At 62.4% G+C, this 22,162-nt stretch carries 10 protein-coding genes and 1 pseudogene; all 11 read right to left on the minus strand.

The genetic code is table 11. The features are described from left to right. Nucleotides 1-20 precede the first annotated feature (20 nt). A complete protein-coding gene (locus tag RJT48_RS15545; protein ID WP_311173266.1) occupies nucleotides 21-1,523 on the minus strand; it encodes a hypothetical protein in 1,503 nt (500 codons plus the stop codon). 137 nt (nucleotides 1,524-1,660) lie between these two features. Next, nucleotides 1,661-4,279: a DEAD/DEAH box helicase gene (locus RJT48_RS15550; protein WP_311173267.1), complete on the minus strand. Its 2,619-nt coding sequence runs from the start codon at nucleotides 4,277-4,279 to the stop codon at nucleotides 1,661-1,663. Nucleotides 4,280-4,395: 116 nt separating this feature from the next. After that, a complete protein-coding gene (locus RJT48_RS15555) occupies nucleotides 4,396-4,728 on the minus strand; it encodes a hypothetical protein (RefSeq protein WP_311173268.1) in 333 nt (110 codons plus the stop codon). A 79-nt stretch (nucleotides 4,729-4,807) separates the two neighbouring features. Continuing rightward, entirely contained in the window at nucleotides 4,808-5,014 is a 207-nt protein-coding gene (locus tag RJT48_RS15560) for a hypothetical protein (protein ID WP_311173269.1), read from the minus strand. Further along, entirely contained in the window at nucleotides 5,014-5,745 is a 732-nt protein-coding gene (locus RJT48_RS15565; RefSeq protein WP_311173362.1) for a DNA polymerase sliding clamp, read from the minus strand. Before RJT48_RS15565 ends, RJT48_RS15560 begins: the two co-directional genes overlap by 1 nt. A 402-nt stretch (nucleotides 5,746-6,147) precedes the next feature. After that, nucleotides 6,148-6,522 (minus strand): hypothetical protein, encoded by a 375-nt coding sequence (locus tag RJT48_RS15570; protein ID WP_311173270.1) that lies wholly within the window; start codon nucleotides 6,520-6,522, stop codon nucleotides 6,148-6,150. Between the two features lie 333 nt (nucleotides 6,523-6,855). Next, on the minus strand, nucleotides 6,856-7,530 hold the full coding sequence (locus RJT48_RS15575) for an RPA family protein (protein WP_425604727.1): 675 nt from the start codon (nucleotides 7,528-7,530) through the stop codon (nucleotides 6,856-6,858). Beyond that, nucleotides 7,513-8,421 (minus strand): annotated as a pseudogene (locus tag RJT48_RS15580) (replication factor A); the annotation flags it as partial. The gene RJT48_RS15575 and the pseudogene RJT48_RS15580, both read right to left, overlap by 18 nt. A gap of 249 nt (nucleotides 8,422-8,670) precedes the next feature. Further along, entirely contained in the window at nucleotides 8,671-9,297 is a 627-nt protein-coding gene (locus tag RJT48_RS15585; RefSeq protein WP_311173271.1) for a hypothetical protein, read from the minus strand. Between the two features lie 409 nt (nucleotides 9,298-9,706). After that, a complete protein-coding gene (locus RJT48_RS15590) occupies nucleotides 9,707-11,065 on the minus strand; it encodes a hypothetical protein (protein ID WP_311173272.1) in 1,359 nt (452 codons plus the stop codon). A 3,137-nt stretch (nucleotides 11,066-14,202) separates the two neighbouring features. Further along, nucleotides 14,203-21,321 (minus strand): P-loop NTPase family protein, encoded by a 7,119-nt coding sequence (locus tag RJT48_RS15595; RefSeq protein WP_311173273.1) that lies wholly within the window; start codon nucleotides 21,319-21,321, stop codon nucleotides 14,203-14,205. Between the last annotated feature and the right edge of the window lie 841 nt (nucleotides 21,322-22,162).

Raw genomic sequence — 22,162 nt, forward strand, 5'->3', positions numbered from 1 at the left:
GAGTGAAAATCACCAGGTGCTCAGCGGGAAGTTGAGGACGAGGAGTCCGAGCGAAGCAAGGACTTGAGACGAGCGAGACGTCCACCTGAGTCGTCGGCTGTGGAGTGCTCGAGATTGCCATCGTCGTCAGCGTGGGTGTCGGCGACATATTCAACGATCGCGACGAGCGTTTGTTCATCCAAGATGTCGACGAGCGTGTCAGTGTCGAGGGCATGGACTTGGACTTCGGCGTCGTTCTTGAGGGCGTCTTCGAGTTGGGAGTTCCGGACGTGGATACGCCGAAGTTTCTTTGTTCGCTCATCGAGTTCGGCTTCGAGTTCGTCTATCCGCTCCTCTCGAGCTTCGAGTTCGGCTTCAAGGCGGTCGATTTCTGCCTTGTAGAGTGATTCTGCACCCTCGCCGCGTCGGGGAGAATCGCGGCCACGCGTCCGACCGCTGCTGTGGGATGACCCCGGGTCGGACGGTGATGAACTGCCCGTCGCCTGGGCGTCGGCGTCGCGGTCAGGGGTGTAGTCGGGGGCAGAGTCGGGAGCAGGCGACCAGTCGCTTGCCGATGGGGCGGCCTCCGACTTGTCCTCCTCGTACACGGGGATGTGCGCGCCGCGAGCACGAAGCTCGTCGACGGCCTCCCAGAAGTCCTCCCCAGAGGGGTAATCTTGTTCGTCGGTGATGATGCCATCCTCGAGGGCGACGACTTGGAGAGCGTCGAGGCCGATTAGTCCATCACGGTACACCCAGCCTTCATCGAGTTGGGCGAGGCGCGTGCCAGACGAAGAGTTCGCCCAGGATGGATCCAGTGACTGCGTACCGTCAGCGCGCTCCTCAGTGACAGTCGAGCGGAGGCTGATGTCTCTCGGTCGGACGTGCTGGATAGCGTCGAAGACGTCCTGAATGTCGCTCGTGGTCTCGACGTCTTCGATGTCCTCGCGAGTGGTATCCGGTTCAAAGGCGACTTCATCGGGGGTTGCTGCAGAGACAGTCGCATAGTCCTCGACGAGCCCATCGAGGAAGGCTCGGCAGTCGCGCGTCTCGGTGGGTGTACCGGCGATGTGTCTGCCGGTCATCGTGATGAAACGCGCGGATTCATAGACCTCGATCGACGCCTCGGGAAAGGCCTGGTGTTCGGAGAGGTCGTCAGAGATGGTCTTGACGCGCTCGGGGAGCTGACCGCGGCAGAGGATGTGAACGCCGGTTCCAGACGGAGAGACATCGGCGTAGGATTCGGCGTCAGCAAGATGATCGTGGACGAGGGGATGGATTTTACCCGTGTCGGGGTCGCGGGCGTCGTCGTAGTCGATGACGACGAGGTCGGTCTCGAAGTCGTTGCGGTCGGGAATGACGTACGCAGGTTGGTGATGGGGAAGTTTATCCGCCCACTCTGCTGCGGTCTCGAAGTCCGTCCAGATGGTTGGGTCCTGCGCGGAGACGTACCGATCTGGCTGATTCGAGTTGTGATAGGGTGCACGGGGAATCTTGCGGCCGTCGTCGGCTTCCTTCCAGGTCAGCCATCGTGAGACCTTCATACGGTCCTCGGGATAGACGCCTGACTTGGTCGGTGGGGCGGGGAGATCGCTCGCCATGAGCAGTCAACTCGCCAGAACATATGCAGTTCTCTGACTTTAGTCCATGGGAGGGTGTCGCGAAGAGGACGATGTAATGGTCAGGCTGCCTGCGTATCATCGAGGAGGAGTTCCGCAAGGAGGCGCGCGCCGACCTTGTTGAGCGTCTGGTTGCTCGAGGCGTCGTGAGGGTGGTGGATACAGGCCGGGCATCCCTCATCACATTCGCAGTCGGCAACACGAGTCTGTGCGAATTCGAGGGCATCCTCGAGGTGCTGGAAGACGCTACGAGCGAGGCCGACACCACCAGGATGGTCGTCGTAGAGGACAATCGTAGGGTGACCGGTTGTGTCGAGACGCGAGATTGCGAGCCCGCGCATATCGCTGCGGTCGCAGAGGACGGTTACTGGAAGGACGCCCAGCAGTGCGTTCGTGAGGGCGTAGAGGCTCCCCTCGAAGGACGGCGATGGCGCGTCAGGGTCATCGGCGTTGGGATGCTCCTCGGTGAAGGCATCCCGAATGGCGGGCGGGATGGTGATGACGAGACCATCCGAGGAGAGTTCGGTTTCCGGAAGGTCGGTCTCGATCGGAACAGGTCCATTCAAGCTCCCGGACTGGTGGGTGTAGTAGCTGACGACGGTTTCGCTGACGGTCAACTCGGTGAGCTGGACGGCGGGGGGTGCTGTGTCGGCGCTTGCGTCACCGCCGTCAGTCGCAACCTCAGGGTCGGCTGTGCCGGGAAGGCCGCGTGACTCGTCGGCGTCTTGGAGCGTGAGCGTGCGGTCTGTGACCGCGCTAGTCGTGTAGGTCGCGTTTGTAGGCTCAACCCACGCGATTGGCGAGGCAGAACCGGATGCTCCCGGCGAGGTTTCCGGATCGAGATCGACGTCGATGACGCGGTATCGCTGGCCTTGATGGAAGTAGATCGCGCCGGGGTGGGCATCACGAAGACCGGAGGCGAGTGGAAGTTCACCGAGGACATCGAGCTCGTTACTCGCGGGGATATCCGGGGAGGACTGGTCGTCCGGTGTCACAACGATACGGAGCGAGCGCGAGTTGATCGACCGGAGGGAAACGTGCTGGCTCGGCGGCGGTCCCCCGTCGGGGACGTACGTCCACGTGATATCTGTCGATGTGAGCGAGCGGTCGAGGACGCCGGCATCGGTGAGTGCTGAGACGTACTTCGGGAGGTCGTCGCCAAACCAAGTGTTGTCGTCGGTGGAGAGGGGGGCTTCGGCGGCGGCTGCCGGGAGGTGTTCGGTAAGGACATGGGGGTTCTGGGGGTTGCATTCGACGGATTCGACGCTGCCGTCAAGGAGATCGTCCGGATGGTCGAGTGCGTATTGGTCGAGCGGATCTGCGCCGCCGACGAGGCCGACAATGCTTGGGTCGGTCCCCCGGCCGGCGCGGCCGGCTTGCTGGAAGAGTTCCATCCGTGTTCCCGGATAGCCGTCGACGAGGACGGCGTCGAGGTTCCCGATGTTGATCCCGACCTCGAGGGCGTTCGTGCTCCAGACGACGCGGATGTCGCCGGAGTGCAGCCCGGCTTCAAGTTCTTCTCGCCGCTCGTCCGAGAGTGCGGCCTGATATGCGGCCACGTCGGCGGCGAGGCTGGGATAACCGTCACGCTGGAGGCGGCGAGCGGTGGCCTGAGCGTACTGTTCGGCCGCTTGTCGGCTTCGCGTGAAGACGATGGTCTGGAGACCGCGTTCGACGAGCGCCGCTGCGAGACGTGCGGTCGTCCAGTGTGTCGATCGAGCTTGCCCCTGCTGGCCGCGGGGCGGTTGCCAGAAGAGCCAGTGCGTCGAGCCACCGGCACTTGTGTCCTGGTCGACGACGTGAACGTCGGCCGGGTCGACGCCAGTCAGCTGGACAGTGTGCTGTCGGGGGTTGTCGATCGTGGCTGAGCAGGCGACGATCGTCGGGTCAGCATCGAAGGTTTCCGCGAGCCGGCGGAGTCGTCGAAGGACGACGCCGACGTGACTACCAAAGACGCCACGGTACTGATGCTGTTCGTCGATGACGATCAGGTCCAAGTTGGAGAGGAACCAGCCCCAGAGTTTGTGGGCGAACGGGAGGATGGAGTAGTTGATCATATCAGGCGTCGTCGCGAGAACGTGCGGTTGCCGCTCGCGGACGCGGCGTTTCTGGTGTCGAGAGAGTCCGCCCGTGTAGCGGCCTGCGTCAAGATGGGGGTCGACGTTCTGGAGGAAGTCGTAGAGATCGTCGGCTTGGTTGTTGATGAGAGCGCGCGTCGGTGCGATATAGAGAGTACGGGCGTCGTCGACGAGGGCGCGCTCGGCGGCGAGGATCGAATACGGGAGTGATTTCCCCGACCCGGTCGGGGTCGCGAGGGTGACGTGTTTGCGGAGTCGAGCGTGCCGAATCGCTTCCGCCTGATGGTCGTAGACTTGATCGATGCCCTTCTTGCGGATCGCCTCGGAAAGCTCCGGGCGCAGAGGGACATCCGTAGTCTGTGCTGACCGTCCAGTCATCACGCGGTGGTTCACGAGGGTTCCACCGACGGTGGCCTCGTTCTCGGCGAGCCAGTCGACAGTATCGTGGATCGAGGGGCGTTCGCCGGCTGATCCATCGAAGGCGCGTGTCCCTGTTTTGAGCTCTACGTGCTGGGAGACTGCCGCGTCGGTGCTCGGCTTGGAGCGACTCTTCGAGCCGGCACGCGATACGTTCGACTCTGACGGTGGTGACTCCTTCGTCATAACGTCCTTCACCTCCAGTGGAGGGAGAGAAATGCCGTGCGGGGATGCCGGAGATCAGTGATGGTTCTTCGGATGACGATGCCTCGACGAGCGGAGCGAGATGTTCTCAAGGCCGACTACGGAGTAGCCTCAACGAGTGCACTTGTCTCGTCGTCCGTCGGCGTCGAGCGACGTGCGCGCACCGCCGTCGGGGGAAGGAGTTCGAACGCGATATGGCGGAACTGCACGAGTCCGCACGACTCGTTCGGGCAGACGATAACGTTGGCGTCGGCGTCGATCGCGCTGCCGGGGACGGCGGGAGCGTCCTCAGGGAGGATGCTGTCTTCACCAGGGTCGCGCTCGTTGTCGTAGAGGGCGAGATCGGTGTAGTAGTAGATCCCCTTGTGCTCGCAACGGGGGCAGCTGTACGCGAGGATCTGACCAGCGGGGGCAGCAGCAGAGGGTTTCACGGGCAATCAATCGAAAGTGCGTTGCCCGGACGTTTAACCTCAGGGGTGCAGCCGGGGCCGGGCGGTACGAGAGCGGGGATCAGGGATCGGCTTCCCAGTACTGGATGGCGAGGCGGCCGTTGCCGAGATCGTCGACATCGTAGGCAACGTCGTCGGGGATGTTGAGGTCGACGATGGCTTCACCCTCGACGAGCTGGGAATCATCGAGGCCAGTCTGTTCGGCGCTCGTTTCGAGTTCAGGATCGAGTGGTGGAGTCGAATCGGACGTCATGGATTCTGGAGACATCAGTCACTTTGAATCCGGGGGGCGAGCATCTGGGTGACAGTGGCGGCGCCGTCGGCGTACTCGTAGTTGAACTTCGCGGGGAAGTCCTCGCCGAGGAGGATTTCGACGTCGGCGTCCTTCGGGATCGCCTTGTTGAGATCCTTGAGGTAGTCCAGCGAGAAGAGCGAGTCGGCAGCGCCGATCTCGAGGTCGATGAGGTCGTCGCGACTGAGTTCGAGGTCGACATCGTCGGTATCGCCTTCGGCGTGGACGCGGAAGGCCTCGTCGTCGGGATCGACGATGAGTTCGACGTGGTCGGAGACCATATCGGCGGCCCGAACAGCACGGTCGATGTCGCGACCTTCGAGGACGACGCGTGCTGGGAGGTCGAGGTCGGGGATGTCGGGCTCTTGGCGGATCGTGTCGGGGTCGAGGAGTGCGAGCGTGTACTCGAGACCGCCGAACTCGATGATGAGCTTGCGGGTCTCCGGGTCGAGCGACATCTGGATGAGGTCGTCGTTGTCAGCCATACCGACGACGTCGGCGAGCTTGGTGAGGTCGACGCCGAGGACGCCACCATCGGCCTGATAAGACTCGAAGGCGGTTTCGGTGATGTTCGTCTCGTCCATCGCGACGTTCGCGGGATCGACAGCGGCGAGGCGAAGGCCGAGATCGTTCAGGTGGACGCGAGACTCGTCGACGAGGACGCTAAGCGTGGTGATCGTCTGGTCGAGGCGGTCAGCCTCGATGATCGCCGAGAACGCCTGGGGTGGGCGGGAGTCGGACGGCGACTCCTCATCGCTGCCGTCACTATCGGTCTCAGCGTCATCTGCTTCCTCGACTTCCGTCCCGTCAGCGTCGGGGGCTTCGGCCTCCGTGTCAGAGGCGTCAACCTCAGTATCGGCCTCGACGCCGATGTCGGGCTCGTCATTTGGGTCGGTGTCTGTACCGTTGGGTGATTCGGGTGTGGATTCTGCCATAGGTGTGATGGATTGTGATCGTTGGGATCGTCGTGATTGTCGGTAGACGCGAGTAGACTGTTCTTGAGGGGGTGTGGGACGTCTCACTCGAGCTTACATCTCCCGTGGAGTGCGAAAAACGGCCGTACTGGACGGACCCGTGAGTCCTTGGTGGAGGCATCGTAGTCTCGACGGTCAGTCCAAGTGGAGGGTCGTCCAGAGATCGAACGCGGCGTCCTTGTAGAGGACAGTCTCGCAGTCCGCGCACTGATACTCGACGGCGCCGAGCCGGTCACCTCCGCCGAGCCGCGTGACTTTGCCGCCACGATGCCGCGCAATTTCCGTCCCGATGAAGGAGGACACGATCAGTCTCGATCCACAGTGCGGGCACGGCTGCCCCGGCTTCCAGTCCGGAGGGCGACTCGTATGCACGTGATGAGCAATGCCATTCGAGCTCGGCGAAGTGACGGCGTACGGTTTGTACTCCGCGAGGGGGTCGTACTCCTCATCGGCGAGCACGGAGTCATCCGAGTGCTGGTTCGGAGACTGTCCGTCACCATTGTCAGTCATAGGAAATCCCTCACTCTCGGCAGGGGAGAACAAACTACTGCCTGTCCGATACGCGAGCGGACGGGTCTAGAGGAGTAGAGGTACTCGACGGAGATTGAGTAGTCCACGATCGATTCTCTTTCGTCGACAGATGCGAGGGACTGCGCTTCGTCGATGAGCCAGTTGTTCGCGGCGTCGACAGCCGGTTCTACATCGTGACCGAGCGCAGGGTGGGGTCGGGAGCGTATGCGAAAAAATCTTGCCGGGGAGAAACCCCCGAAGCGTGGATATGGAAGTGCGTGAGACGAGTCGAACGACGGAGGGAGAGACAGCGTCAGCGGGGAGTGCGCCGCCCTACTCGTCGTCCTCTCCTTCGTTGATCTCGCCAGCCTCGAGGTCGTCGAGAGCGTTGCTGACCATCGCCTCGTAGGCATCGAGGTCAGGGTCGTAGAGGTCGACCGCCATCGCATCGTAGTTGCGCTCGTCGTCGTTCTCGGTGGGGTCGTCGGGGTCGAACGCCTCGAGCCGTGCCTTCGTCTGCTCGGCGGTTTCCGCGACCCACGCGTCCCGAGCCTCACCGTCGACAATGTTGATCGACTCGGGACGGATGGAGACGTTGACGTCACCGTCGTCGGTCTCGTAGGTGCGCGCCTTGCCGACCACTGCGACGTACGCCGGGGCTTCCGCATTCCGCAGGACGCTGGCGGCCTCGGGCTGGTACTGCCCAGCATAGGCGAAGAACGTCCCGGTCGGGCCCACGATGCGGGCCTGCCAGTACTCGGAGTCGTTGCCGACGTCCGTCGTCTCGGTCAGCGTTCCGACCACGAAGACACGATTGGCCTTCTCACCCGACGGCAGCAGCGAGTACACGGGCGCACGGTCTTCGTCGGATTCGGTGAAAGTGCTCGTTGCGTTGTTGAACTCCTCGGCGAAGACGCGCTTGGCGACCTCGCGATCACCATTCGCTGCGCTGCCGGGCGAGACAGCGTCTTCGGAGAGAGTGTTGCCCGCCTCACAGTCGTTGACCACGAGGTAGTTGCCGATGACCGGCCCTGAGACCGTGTAGGAATGTCCGAGGATCTCCTCCTCGACGGCATCGGCGACGACGCTCGTGTCGAGAGCGTCCATCGCCATCTGCTTGGCCTCCTCGATGGTGATGCCGGTGAGATCCTCGGTGGCTTCCTGATTGAAGAGGACGTCGTAGGCCGTCTGGCCGTCGTCGATGACCGCCTTCACGCGGAGATCGAACTCGCCGTCGACCTCGCCGTGTTCGGAGCAGCGCCCGTTCTGGAGAACGCGCGTGCAGTCCTCGCCGGGACATCGCTTGACGAGGCCGCTTCCGGGTTGGACAGCCACGACTGCGCCAGCGGCCTCGACATCGGTCGAGCCGACTTCGAGGTCGGCGGCGTCCTCGTCGTCGACGGGAACGATGTCGGACGCGGAGTTGACCTGGACGCTGAGTCGGTCCTGGTACTCGTCGGAGACGACGTTCTCGAATCGGTACACGCCATCTTCCTCGATGGTCGGTGCGTCGGCGGACTCCCACACAGTCACCTTGATGGTGCCGGTCTCGTCACCGATGAGGCCGACTTGAGCGATGGAGTCGACGTCGTTGTCCCAGAGCTGGACGACCTTCGCCGTGACCGAGAGCCACTCGTTCGGACCCTCAACAGTCGCGATCTCGCGCTCGTCGGCCGGACCGCTAGAACCGCTCTGACCGTCTAAATCGTCGTAGTCGAGTCCGTACGCGTCGAGGAAGTAGTTCCGCGTGGTGCGGACGGCCTCGTCCTTCGGGACGCGGTACTCGTCGACGAGCATCGAGAATCGCTCGGCGATCTCTGCTTCGTCTACGTCGACGTCGTCCGGGAATTGGTCAGCGAGCTCTGCCGCTTCGTCGGGAATGGAATTAGCTACTGCCATCGTTGGTCACTCCGATTCGCGTTCGCGAATCGGCTGGTGGGACGTCTCGAGTCAGGTCGACGCCCTGCGCGCCTTCCTGCTCACGCCCCTGCACCCCAATCCGGGGGAAATAAACCGCCGTTGCGACGGGAACGCGGGTGGTGGGTGTCGCCACGCGCGCCGGGATTCGGCTCATTACCTGCATAGTCGTGAGTCCCCCTTCACCCCGCGCGGGGGGATAAACCGCGTGCGGTGCGTTTCGGTCGTTGGTCAGAGGCGATGCTCGGCCAGCCTCCGGCGAGCGGTGCGGATCGTCGAGGCAAGACGGGCGACAATCCGTGTCCTCCAAATGCGTCTGTAGGTAGAGGCGGCGGTGCCGTCATCTGTCTCCCGCGAATCGGCGTCAAGGATATCTGAGTCGTCGGAGCCAGGGTCGGCGCGGTCGGATGTGGACGACCACTCGTGGTCGTCAAGACTGGGGATCGCGGCCGCGACCTCAGCATCGGTTGCACCCGTTGGAACGCCCGTTGCCGAGTCGAGGCCAGAGTCGGGATCGGCCGGGTCCGCGGGGTCGTACTTCCGGCGGACGACAGCAGAGGCGTCCTCAAGAGGGACACTCCAGTTGGCGAGGAATTCGAGATCCTCGACGACCGCGTCACGGGTCGGCGGCGTCTCAGTCGTCCGAGCGAGATGGGTGACGAGGTACTCCGCCACTCCCTCGCGGGACGCAGTGAGGTACTGCCGAGTGGCTGTCTGTGCACGATCTACAGAGAGGCCGTAGTCCGCGACGAGTCGCTGCATATGCTGGTCGACGATGTCCTCGGACGCGACGTCAGCCGGAAGGTCGTTCATCAGCTCGTTGACCGCCCGTTCGATGCGAAGCGTCCGTTCGGTCATCGATCTTCACCTGCCTTCCCAGGCCACCAGTCGTCGTCCTCGATCGTCGGTGGCTCGTAGAGCCCCGGTTCGCGGGGTCGCCGACGGAAGTCGGACAGCTGTGCTTGACGCGGTCGCGATCGCTCACGGGGAGCTGCTGCGCTGGACATCTGTGAAGTCACCTCACCCCCTGTTGGGAGGGACAAACTCACGTCGGTCGCCACGGGTGATGGCGTCGCCGAGCGCCCCCACGGGCCACGCGGTGCTGTCGAGGTTGTGGCTGCGCGCGCAGCGACGCTCGCGTCGCGAGCACGGAGCGGTGGGTGGGGCGGTGGATAGTGGGTGCCGGGAGCCACACACTAACCAGCCGGTTGCGATGCCTACCTGAGGACTACTCGCGGCACACGCAAAAAAGCGGCCGAGCGATGGCCTACTCGTCGTCCCGCCGTCCGAGCGTGACCTCGATCGCCCGCTCCATATCGATGTGGTTGATCCACGCGTGCTGGTCGCTATCGGCCGACCACGGAGCGATTGTCGGATCATCCGACTGCCGCTTCCGCCGCGTCATCGGGCCGTCACCCCGGTCGAGGATGGTGAGGTCCGTATCACCGACGACTGCCAGGGTCGCATCACCCTTGTAGGCGTTGACACGCACCCGCTCCGCCCGAATCCGGTCGCCCACCGCGAGCGTCGGCTTGTCACCCGCCGCGAACCAGACCGTGAACTTCGCCGTTTCGCCGGCCTCGTCTTGCACCAGTCCCACCTGGTACTGCGACCGATGCTTCGGCGTCCACAGCGTGGTCACCTCCGCCTCGACCGTCGTCTCCCACTGCTCGTAGGGATCGATCGACCCGATGGGCTGCTTGATCTCGAACATCCGCTCGAGTGTCTCCTTGACGGCGATCGTCGCGTTCATCACGTCCGACCCGTCCTGGATGTGCCGGGCGATGCACTTCCCGAACGTCGCTCTGGACATCGCTGCTTCGCCTTGGAAGTGCTCGGCCAGCCGCGCCGCGCCCTTGTTCACCTGGGCGAGCGTCTCCTGGTCAAGTGACGCCCGCGGGTCAGGGCCGTCACTCACGGACGTCGTCGTGACCGGTTCGTCGTCTGCCGGATCAACGCGCTTGACGCCGACCGTCTCTGCCGGCGGGCCCTCCCACGGGTCGTCGCTCTCTGAGACGGAGTGGCGAATCGGCACCCGCGTCCGCATATCGTCTCGCGACCGCGCCGCTCGGTCGATGCCCGCCACCTCTGCCGCGATCGCCTTCGCGCGGTTCCGCTCATCGGCCTCGAACTCGCCGCGCATTCGCTCTTCAGTCGCTAGCGTGTAGTGCTCCGGGGACACCTCCGCGAACGGCGCTTGCAGGTCGCGTCGAGGCTCGGGGATGTCCATTTCCGCGAGTGCCTGCTCCCAGTAGACCCCAGTGGAGACACCACGCACCAGCTCGCCGACATCGCCCTCAACGACGTCGCCCAACTGCTGGCCGTGCATCACTGCCTGAACATCCGCGTAGGTGCCACCTGCGCGGCCGGTCATCTCGCGCCTGTGGGGGAGCCCCGTCTCGTCATCTTGGTCGTCCTCGTCCGACGTTTCGTGCTGTGAGGCAGCCGCCCGGTACTGCGCGTCCATCCGCGCCGAGCGTTCTCGCGCATAGTTTCCAGGAACGAGTTCCTGCCCCCGGCTGTCCTCGACCGGTTCGTCGTTCGGGGTCGGGGGGCGTTTGTCGATGTCCACACCGACCACGTTATCGCCGTTCTCCAGATGGGGACTGCTGTAGAGCAGATCCATCTCGAGTTCGTCGTACTTGTCAGGCTGTCCAACCGCCGATGGGCTTTTTTGCCCTGAGTTGAAACTAGACATTGCTGTTTCACGGGGAGTGATCCCCTGTTGGGCGCGCTCCACCGCGCCCGCCTTCTGACCGCCGACCGACGGGTGTATTCGTACACCCTTCACCCCGCGGAGGGGCGAACAAACCCACCGCGGGGCGCGCCTGAGCGGCCGACGTTCCGCACGCCGACCGCCCGGCGCCGCCTGCCGACGGCCCGACGCCCTGTCACGGGCTACCTGACTCTATGATTTCAATCCCCCTCAACAGTTGGAAGGGACTGTGCGTCTTGGCCGCTGGCGCGGCCGATTTCGGGAGAAGGGACCCGCGGCGCACCGACCGGATGCGCCGCGGGTAGTGTCTGCCGGAATCGAGGCCCGCGCCCAGCGCCACAAGCTGGAAGGCGTCCGGCGGGTGCACCCCTGACGCGGGCGCGTTCGGGAGAAGGGACCCGCCGAAGGCGGGTAGTGTCTGCCGAAGGCGGCCGCGATCAGGGGAATGCACGCGCCAGAGGCATCCGGCAAGTGGTCTCCCCAAGACGTGGAGTTCATATCCGACAAGTGGGGGGGATGGTTTCCTCTTAAGCGTTCCTTCCGACACGGCGAGAGGTACTGAGGCGGCCGATTCCGTGGAGAAGGGGCCCGCGCGAAGCGCGGGAAGTATCTCCGCGGAATCGCGGCCCGCGTCAGGGCCTCGAGCTTGTCGGAACGACGGCGCTCGCGCGTGTGTGATAGCGCGAGCGCCGTCGGGTACCGGCAGGGGAGCCGGCTGCCGTCGTGAGCTGGCCGATGTCAGTGGAAGGGACCCGCGCGAACGTGTGAGCGCGGGTAGGGTCCGCTGAGATCGTGCCAGGTCAGGAACGGCACGGCGGCTTCCCCCGCCCGTCCCGTGGACGCTTAAGAGGAAAGAAATTAATTTTTGCTCGGCGGCTTCTGGCGGGTGGCCCGTACCGCCAGAACGAAGCCCGGTGCGGGGCCCTGCCCGCCGAGGTACGGGAGTCGCGAACCCGGCAGATGCGGCCGATGAACAACGTGAACCAGCCGCGCACGGCCGATTCCGGGAGAAGGGACCCGCCGAAGGCGGGTAGTGTCTGCCGGAATCGAGGTCCGGGTGCGGGTCGGTGAACGCAGATGAATCGGCCGCATATGGCCGGGCTGAGTCGTGCGTCGCCGCGCGCTGGACCGGTCGATTTCGTGTGGAAGGGGCCCGCGCGAGCTTGCGAGCGCGGGAAGGTATCCGCGCGAAATCGTGACCCGGTCCGGTTCAGCGTGCTGGCGACGTATGACTCAGGCGAACGGAGTGAGCGACGCGATCTCCCGTGCCTTCGGCTCGGCAGGCCCCGTGCCCGGCTTCGCCCCGACTCGCCGGGAGGCCGACAGAGGCGCCCGATTTCCGTGGAAGGGACCCGCCCCGGTGGGGGCGGGTAGGGTCCGCGGAAATCGCTGGTGGCTCCGGCGGCCCCTCCCGGTGAGTGCGCGGCGCGCGCTACTGCACGCGCCAGCGCAAGGGGGCCGACCGAGTGAGGAAACCTGGTCGTAGCACGACCCGATGTCTCCCGAGGCCGCCGAATCCGCTCGATGAGCGGTGTTACGAGGCGCCGTCGCGGACTGGAAGGGACCCGCGAGCGGGTTGCGCTCGCGGGTAGGGTCCGGTTCGCGTCGGTGTCTCGTGACCGCGCAATCCGCGGACTTCGGCGGGTGAGTGGACGACATCGGCTCCCACGGACTGGCCGGTGAGGCGGCCGATTTCGGGGAAAGCTACGCGATTCCCCGAAATCGTGGCCCGCCGTCAGCGGCCAGAGCGTGTGGAGCAGGTCCCGGAAATCAGCCGCCGCTACGACGCGGTCCTAATTCACCCACGGAGACCGTCCGACGAGCTCTGCTCGTCGCGGCGGTCTCGATCCAAAGCGCGCGCGACCCCGACGCGCGCGGCACCCTTCTCGAGACACACCGATTGGGCATCCATACGCGCCAGAGCAGCGAGCCGACGGCCGTCACGCCGGAACGCGGTGGCGACAGCGACCACTCGGCCGCCGAGGCCACACCACTATGCTCTATCGACAGCCCACGGCGTCTCACGACGGCGCGACCCCCCGCCTCGAGTACAGCCGACAGCCCCTCGCGAAGTCGACGTCACCGTGCCCAATCCTCACGCTGAGAACGAACCACGAGGCGAGAGCCGCGATACGCAGCACGTCCTAGCCTGTTTGAGATACGCACCCTGACGTCCCCGTGCGATAGCCAGCAGACCCTAGTGTAGGCACCACCGCGACACGACCATCCACTCCCACTCGCTCGTACGCAAAGCCGTATGTTCCCCACGCGCGCTCGATGCTACACCTCGACGCCACCCACCAGCTCCTACGTTACGACAGGCCGCGCTCTCCACGCGACACACAACGGCTATTCACCTCGGCTTCGGCTACCGACTTCTCCACAATCTGATACGCATCAGACACTCGTCTTCGACGACCGCCCAGGGGGCCAGCCTGTACCCGCTGCCAGGGTACCCGCTCGCCGGAACACATCGGTACCCCCCTTTCACACGAATCTGCCCCCTCTATACTAGTGGGAAAGGGGGTGTTCCAGTTTCTCAATAGCCGGGGATAATCACTAGACTGCGTAGCGTTCCAGTTTCGAGAGTGCGGAGAGTCGCTCGAAGGGTGTTCTGAGCACGGAGTTGACTATAGGCCCGAAATCGCAAGACTGCGCGGAGTTCCAGTTTATCGAGATGCTGGTGTGTGGTGGTGCGTAGATGTGTCCAGGTTTCCGGTGAAAACCGCAAGACTGCACGGTGTTCCAGTTTGCAAAAGGATCCGGTCCTTTCGGGAGTGTATGCTAATGATTGACGTTCCAGTTTACCATCCCGACGCTATATGGTGATTTTGTGAGTCCTCAGAGATTCGCGTTCCGATTTACCGTTCCAGTATTGTATTACCGTTCCGTCCGGTGGTTTATCCAAAATATGCTATTCAGTAATAGTTCTAGAAAATCGAGGATTAAGGGACACCGTCAGAAGGGAAATTGTCGGAAATGTCAGTTTGAGTTCATAGTATTAGACGGGAGATCGAGGCGGTAGACTGAGAGAGAAAATCAAGAGGCTACTCGCGCCACTCGAGGTGCGTATAGCACCGCGTAGGCGACCCGTCGATCCGCCGGCGTTTCCGTTCGACCGAGACGCCGAACAGCACCGCACCCCAGATTTGGAGGAACCGTTTGAACGTCACACTCGAACCTCGGTCAGGGAGAGACTCGAATCCCCAGTCGGTGACGGTGTCGACGTATTCGTCATAGGTTTCCGAACTCGGAAGCGCTCCGTCAGGGTCGGACGTGAGCTGGTTCGCAATGAACGCCGCACCACCTGCCGACTGCTCGGGCGCTGCTTCCGTCAAGAACGACGTGTCTTCTTCTGTGGGATCAACCATCTTCACACCCAATATAACGGTTCGAGTGCTGTCTTCGTTTCCACCTGACGTTGAGACAATATTGAATCCCTCTTCGAGGGCACTGATGACGTCGCGATCGATGTCGAAGAGGTCTCCGTCGATTCCGGTGTCCGTGTCGAACGCATCGAAGAGGGAATCGATCGTTTCTGCGAACTCGTCCTCTGATTCTGGTGAGACGAGGTTGTGCGTGCTCGCGAATTCCTGACAACGGTCGAAGGCGATATCCACGTCCACGACGTTGTTCGGTGCAGGACGGAGGTAAGCCGCGATGAACGCGGCGGTAGCTGCTTTCCCCTCATCCTGGAGTGGTTCGGAAGTATCGTCTGTCTCTCCCTCCTCGGACTGCGTTGTGTCAGTATCATCACCGTCAAGCTCTTCGTCCTTGTTGTCAGATGGCTCGGGAGTGGATTCGCCTGGTGCCTCGTCCGTCGATGATGACGCGCCAGTGTCTTCCTCATCCACTTCAGAGTCTTGCGCTTCGTCGGTCGAGACTTCGTCTTCGTGAGTCCATTCGGGTGCCGTTCCGGGGTCAGCGGACGCCGGCTTGAGTTCGCCCGTCTGAATCGCTTCGATGAGGTCCTCGACGGGCCGAAGCGTCCCCATCTCCTCGTCGCCCGAGGTCCGATGATCGAACCAGGCGATACGTGCCTGTGCGTCGTCGCCGGCGCGGGGCGGCTCGTATCGGACGAGGGTGGCATATGCGGTTTCTGGGTAGTCCTGGTGCCGGAATTCGATGTCGGGTACGAATGGCTTGTTGACGCGGACCCAATCCTCACGGAACCGCTCTTCCGTCTCGTACTTGTACGTCTGTTCGCTACCCGGAGTCTCGACGATATAGCGAGCTGATTCGTTTGCACTTCTCGGGGGACATGTCGCCCGGTACGGGATGCTCGAGGGAGTGAGGTTCTGGAAGTCACCGGGAGCGATACGAAGGTGTATATCCTCGTCATCGGGATGGCCGATGTTGTCGGCGGTCGGGGCGACGAGGAGGCAGTCGTCCGAGTCGGGGTCCGGGTCGCGAATCCAGATCGACGCGCCGGCGCTCTCTGTGTCCGATCGGGGGACGACAGCGGTGACACCGCCGTCGCGGGCGCCGCCGTCGAATTCGATTGGCGTGTTCGATTGCGAGTAGAACCGGCGACCCGACCACTGAGTGTTCATCGGATCACGGAGGATGTTCGATAATGCGGTGGCAGGTCCAAGGTCGGGGGCCCCCGCGTCTTCGTCCCACGGCGTTTCGGCGACGAAGATGGGGAGGCGACATTCGCCACTCTTCGTAGTAGTGTTAAGCGCCTTCTTGAGGTTACGGAGTTTCTTCGTGGGGTGTCGACGTGGGTCGGTCTCCTCTTCGACTGTGCATGAGATGATGTCGTCAGCGAAGCACTCCGTAGGCTCGCTGGCGAAGACTGTGAGGACGGCGTCCGGGATGTCCCCGGTGTCTTGGTCGATGATCCGGCCACTGACTCGGGTGGGGACTGCGTCTTCGAGTGCCGTCATAGCGTCTCGAAGGCCGGTATCGTGAGTATCGGTCCCAGCGGTTGCGACCCAGCCAGTCGAAAACACGTTTTCGAGAAGGAGACGAGCACCCTCGGGAGTCAACCGAATGGCGTAGCCCTCGTCGCCGGGGACGTCGTCACGGTGCTTCGCGAGTTCAATCTCGAAGATACCGTCTGTTTCCGGGATGGGAGTGTCGCCAGCGACGCCCCGATGGGTCATAATGGTGCCTAACGCCTCGATCTCATCGGCGCACGCCTTGAGCGAGGGGAGGGCATCGCGGCGACGATTACGTTCTCCCTCGTTGAGGCCCTCTGTGGCGAGGACTTTCTCGACTTCGAGGCGAAGCCGGCGGTACATCTCGTCAAGGCGCACCCAGCGGTACGTTCCGGGTCGTGGTTCCTCCCCATCGAACGGGTCGATCCCAACAGAATTTCTCTCACTGGTCCGGCGGCGTTCGATCGCCGCGGACACACTCTCGTTATCCACAGTGGCGCTTTGCTGTTCGGGAAACGATTTGTCTGCTGGCGCAGTTTCGGACCCCGTGTCGAGACGATCACGAACCGCAGTCGGTGGCCAGTTCCCGGTATCCCGTGCGAGATCGATGAGTTCCTGAATCCGGGCCACTTCATCCTCGGTGAGGATACCTTGGTTGAGGAGAGTCGCGACACGGCTGTTGAGCGCACGGGCTTGGATGGATTCCTCGTCTTTCCGGTACGTCGGGAGGTCGGTGTGAATCGCCCATTCTTCTGGGGAAAGCGACTTCCCCTTCTCGAGGAGGTCGGTAAGCTCCTCCCACTCGTCAGTCGTCATACTGCCCTTCAGGACGTGATGAAGACTGGACGCAGGGCCTGAGCTCTCAGCGGCCGAGGGAGGAGTCTGGCGCTCGGTATTGGATTGGGTGAGCTCGGTCTTCGCCTCATCCCACTGGTCGCGAGCCCACCCACCTGAGTCGAACAGCGTATCTGGCTGCTCGCTCGTAGTGGATGGAGAATCGTTCTCGCGACTGGTAGATACCGATTCAGCTGTGTATTCATCGGGTCCTGCATCGTCCGATAGGACATCTATCGCGCTGACTTCCTCAGCCGGGGAGTCCTCTATCGTCGAATCATTATTTGGTTCAACTGGGTCTTCGAGGTCAGGGAGCTTGCTGTCGGTGTTGGAGACGCTGTGCAGAGTTTCTTCACCGGGCCCGTTGGGTGGGTCACGAGCGACTATCCAAGTCGCCCACGCGAGGACAACCGGGAGGAGTGGGTCGTCTATTGTGAGATGGTGGGCGAGTTCGGGGATGTTGAGAATCGCCCGGTTACGGACAGCCGATTCTGACTCGTCGTCGGGGATTCCGTACTCTTCGTTCGTCTGGTCGATGACATCGGCGCGAACCTCTCGGAAGGCCTCCTCGAAATCTTCGCGAGAATCGTATCCTTCGGGGGCTTCCTCGGCATCCTGATGCCAGTTCGGAAGGGGAATGCGGGCGATTTCGATGGTCTGAGACCGTGTTCCTTCGGAAGGTGTCGGATACTGGACGAGCCGGTGGTCGACGGGGAGATCGCGGACGTGATCCATGAAGTCCTCGACCTCGAGGTCGGCCGGACAAAGCGCCTTTGCCTGCTGACGCGTGATTTCACCGGCACGCACGACGGTCGTCTGAATATTACCGATGATCTCGGCGTACGTCGGGTCGTCGCCAACACTGTTGTCGGTGTCGGCGTCGAAGAGCTGGTCGGGCGTCTGGACGGCAAGTGAGAGGGAGACAGAGTGGTTGCGGGCGACGGCGATCATCTTTGCAAGGTCATCCGGCTCGACGAGGCGGCCGGCCTCGTCGATGAAGACGCTGACGTAGTAATCGTCCGCAGTTGCCTCCTCTTTGAGGAAGGACTTGTAGAGTTCGAGTTCGTACTGCATTAGGAGTTCGTGTGTAAGGACGAAGTCACGCTGGGCGTCCGGATCGAGATCCTCAACGTCGAAAATGAGGACGTCGTTCTGGCGATCGCCAGAAAGGAAGTCGGCAAAGGAGAACCGCCGGGTCGTGTTATTGAAGAGGGGCGCGAGACGGGCGTCCGTCGTAAGCGCGTTCAAACGGTTGGTGACACCGCCGAGGATCTGCTGGGCGGTGTGCTGTTGATTGTTGAACGGCGTCTCCATATTCCGCTTGACTGCGTGCGAGCCCGGATCAGGCAGTATATCCTTAGGATTGATCGGAATATCCGGATCCATCAACCTCGTCAGTTCGGTGACCTGCTGGGTCTGCTCTTGGAGCTGCCAGAGGGGATAGACGTTCGGGCTGGCGTCGTACCCCCAGCGGAACGGCATCACGGTGGGCTGTCGAGATCTTGAATCGTCCTCGTTTTCATCGTTGGAGCGATTTCCGCCGCTCACGAGGTCGTCGGCAGTTGGGAGCGTGTTATTGCTGGTATCACCGCCTTTCCGCTTGTACGCAGGCGTGCCATCGACGCCTGTCGGATATGTGTGTGGTGAAAAGCCAGCCGTCCCGAGGGCCCGAAGGACATCACGAGACACGCGGGCGTTCTGGAAGTCGCTCTCACCCATCAGAAGTTCAGCGATCTTCCGGACAGTCTGCATAACCTGTGAGCCGTGTGTCTCCCAGCTGGTGTCCTTGGAAGCGATATCAGGGCGCTGGGGAGAGATGTCGTCGGTCGCGACGCTCTCTGCAGCCTGGGGGTTGCCGTGGGCGTCGTCAGCCTGTTGGGCGGGTCGTGTGTCGAAGACCGTTAGTCCGGGGAGGACCTCGGGCATATCGAACCAGTGGACGTGCTCGCGCACCCAGTCTTCGCCGAATTCATCCAAGAGACCGCGCACAGCAAGTTCACCGACGTTTGCGCCGGGGCCGGCGTAGATGATAATGGGGCCGTTCGTGGCCTTCCGACGCTCGACGATCTCGTGAGCTTGGTCGACAGACTTCCCGGAGCCGGGGAGCCCTTGGTGGAGGATCGACCGGTCCATATAGTCCGTGCGATGTTTGACGGGACGAGTGAGGTCGCTAGCGTGGAGACGATCGAACGCATAGCCGAGCGTGGCCCCGTCAATGTCCGTACCGATGATTTCGTTGTCCTCGGCAGGAGAGAGTTCAGAGAGTGGGGCTGTGTGGGAGAGTTGGCGTTCCATATGGGCTGCGAGGTCGTCCGAGACAGCGCTGGTACTCGGGAGTGCTGTGAACGAAGGGAGTTCGTCGGCGGCGGCGAGGACGATCGGCCAGCGGCGACGGAGAGAGTAGTGTAGGCCGAATGTGGGTGCCCTACCAGCATACTCCTGAGCGCGGTGAAAACGGTACGAGTCACGGAGCTGTCCGAGCGTATGTCTCCGCCATCCAAACTGCCGTGCCCACTTTGCGAGGCGACTGTTCTCTGGTGGTTCAGTGAGCTTGTTGAACTCGCCGTCAGCAGCAGTCGCCCACGTTTTTGCGAGCCGCCAGGCGTCGTCGCGAGCCGTAGTCCGCTGGCTGGCTGCGGCTTTAGCGAGCGTCTCGGGAGTCACTCGGAGAGTGTCACCTCGACTCGCTAAGGTCTCGATGTCGGTGTCGGAACCAGATAGATCGGCAGTACTGTCTATCTCGTTGAGATCGGGCTGTTCTTCGGTGAAGACGCCCCCGTCACTCGCCGTATTTGTCGAGGCAGAGGTGGAGTCCCCATCTGAATTGAAGAGGAGGGAGGGGACGGGGTGGGCCTCTGAGGAGGGTTCAACTGACCCTCCAGCAGTCTCTTCGAGGGCATCGTTCAAGAAGGGTGTGGGTTGGGTGAAGACATCCATCGTGACTTTGAAACTCCGAGTCACACCCTTGTTCTGGAGTTCTTCGTTCCGTGTCCCTTCCGCGCTCGCGACTTCCCCACGGACCCGACTACTCTCTCGTTCTCGAGCAGCAGCCCGGTCTTCCTCGGTGGTATTCTCTCCCGAGCTTGGTGTCGCACGGCTACGCCCACGGCGATTCGTTCGTTTGTCGAACTGGGTGCTTTCCTCACCCTCGATGACGTCGAGTTTCTGCCGAATGATGTCGCTGAGGTCGCCTGCGGATGTAATCCGGGCACGGAGTAGTGCAGGTTCGTCGGTCTCGAGGAGTGCATCGAGAGCGGCTTCCATCGGAGGGGCTTCTTCGGCAGCGGTTTCGTCGAAGACGTTGAGTCGCTGGAGGAAGTCCCAACGGCGGGTTCCTCGGGAACCGAGTGGATAGCTCACGGGCGCTTCCGGGCAAACCGCAGTGAACTGATCCTCAAGATGCTCTCGGAAGTACCGTTGAGGAATCGCCTCGGCTGCAGCTGCACGTTCGCTCGGTGTGGGCGTGTCCTCGTCGAGAGTCCGCCCACCGTCTGTCGCGGCGTCCGATGATTGCGCGTTACTCCAAGGGAACGTCGCTGATGGGGTCGCATCATTCCCGAGAAGATGCTTGCACCGCCGGTACGGCCGGGCGCGGAGGAGTCGCTGGAGCGTCGTCGAGACGGGTGTGACGTCGTAGTCGGGACCACCGAAGGCTTGTCGTACCCAGTTGTGTTTCGTCCGGTCGAGCGTGCTCGTCTGGCCGTCCTCGATGAAGTGGATTAGAACCTCGATTGCGAGTCGGTTGCCATCGCCTTCAGTAGTTTGAAGCTCGCTTTCTTCTCCTCCGATCTCGGGGTCGTGAGGTGCCGATCGGATGATGACTTCTAGCCCGTCAGTGAGATTGGGTAGACCTTCGATCTGTTTGGTGATTGTCTCCGGTGAGGCCGGCTGATCGGAGGCCGTAATGCGGTACCAGAGGTCGTCTCCTGGTCGCGGTGGTTCATCCTCATCGAGTTCGTACACGGCTGGTGCATCGAGAGGATCGAGGAGGCGCTTGCTCTTCGCGTACGCTGTCTCCGAGACGGCGGCATCAGCTGTGCTACTGGCGCTTGCGTGAGCGGGTGGTGCGATATACGACCACGTGCTGGAGTCTTCGTCGGTGACGTAGTCTGTGATCGTACGGTCGACACGGTGGAACCCTTCGCGGATTGCCCAGCCTGTTATCGCTGCGAGCGCGTGAGCATAGACGTTGAGAGTGCGACGGAATCGGAAGAATTTGATTTGTGTTCGCCGGAGCGTTCCGATGCCAATAGTATCGGCCACCCAGACGATCGCGCGGACGAATCGAGACCAGACCGCAAGCATCGCCGTCCACGTCCGCCGCATCCGACGGGCGACTCCGAGAAGGAGGAACACGACGAGAGACGTGAAGATGACAATCCCTGCGATAATGGGATTCTTGAAGCTCCAAATGAGGAGCCCACCGATGAACTCCTGCACTCCACTCATCCATCCACGAAATTGATTTGCGGCGTCGACGATCCCACTAAGATACGGAGCATACCAAGCGCTACTTGAACTCGACTCGGCGGTACTCTCCGATTCCCCTCCGTTTGAGCCCCCTCCTGCGGTTGCGTTGGTCGTGGTAGTCGTGGATGATTCTGAGTTCGGCCGCCAGCCCTGATCCCACTGAACGGCGTAGTAGTTGAGGAGGGCCATCCGGAGTTCGTTTACCGTCGCGTTATGAGTTGCCGCAAACCGGACGGCTCGAGCATCCTCCGGAAAGACGGAGAGAGATTGAGCGGTCTCGTACTCGTGAACTGTTTCGTTCGTGAGTGGATAGAGCTTGAGCTTCGGGGTTTGCTCAATCTGTTCCTCTGACGGCATCCACCAGTCGGGGTATTGCTCCGTACGATAGTATCGGAAGAGCCAATCCTCGATGGTTTCAGCCGACTCTCCGTTCTTCGCAGCTTCCCGGGCCTGTGTTGCGTCTTCTGGGAAGATCGAGAGATCCTGATCCTGCTGGTAGAGATGAACTTGGATACACGCGTAGTGTTCCGTCCATCCGTACGAGTTATTGTTCTGAGTTTGGCACGGCGAGGTTACATTCGTGGATTGCAGCGAAGTAGAAGAGAGGTTCTGGCTCTCTGTGGTACTCGTGGAGTCAGCGGGGTGTGCTGCGATAGCTGGGCCAGTGGCCGCCGTGAGTAGGATACCGATGACGCTGAGGGTCAACAGAACACCGTAGAGGGGACGTCGGTTCCTCGGGCGGCCTGAGCGAGGGGACCGAGACGTCTGGGTCGGCTCTACCGACCGCGACGGATGCGAAGTGCGATCTGTCCTTGTATCG

This window comes from Halobellus ordinarius, from assembly GCF_031823395.1.
Classification (GTDB): Archaea; Halobacteriota; Halobacteria; order Halobacteriales; family Haloferacaceae; genus Haloquadratum; species Haloquadratum ordinarius.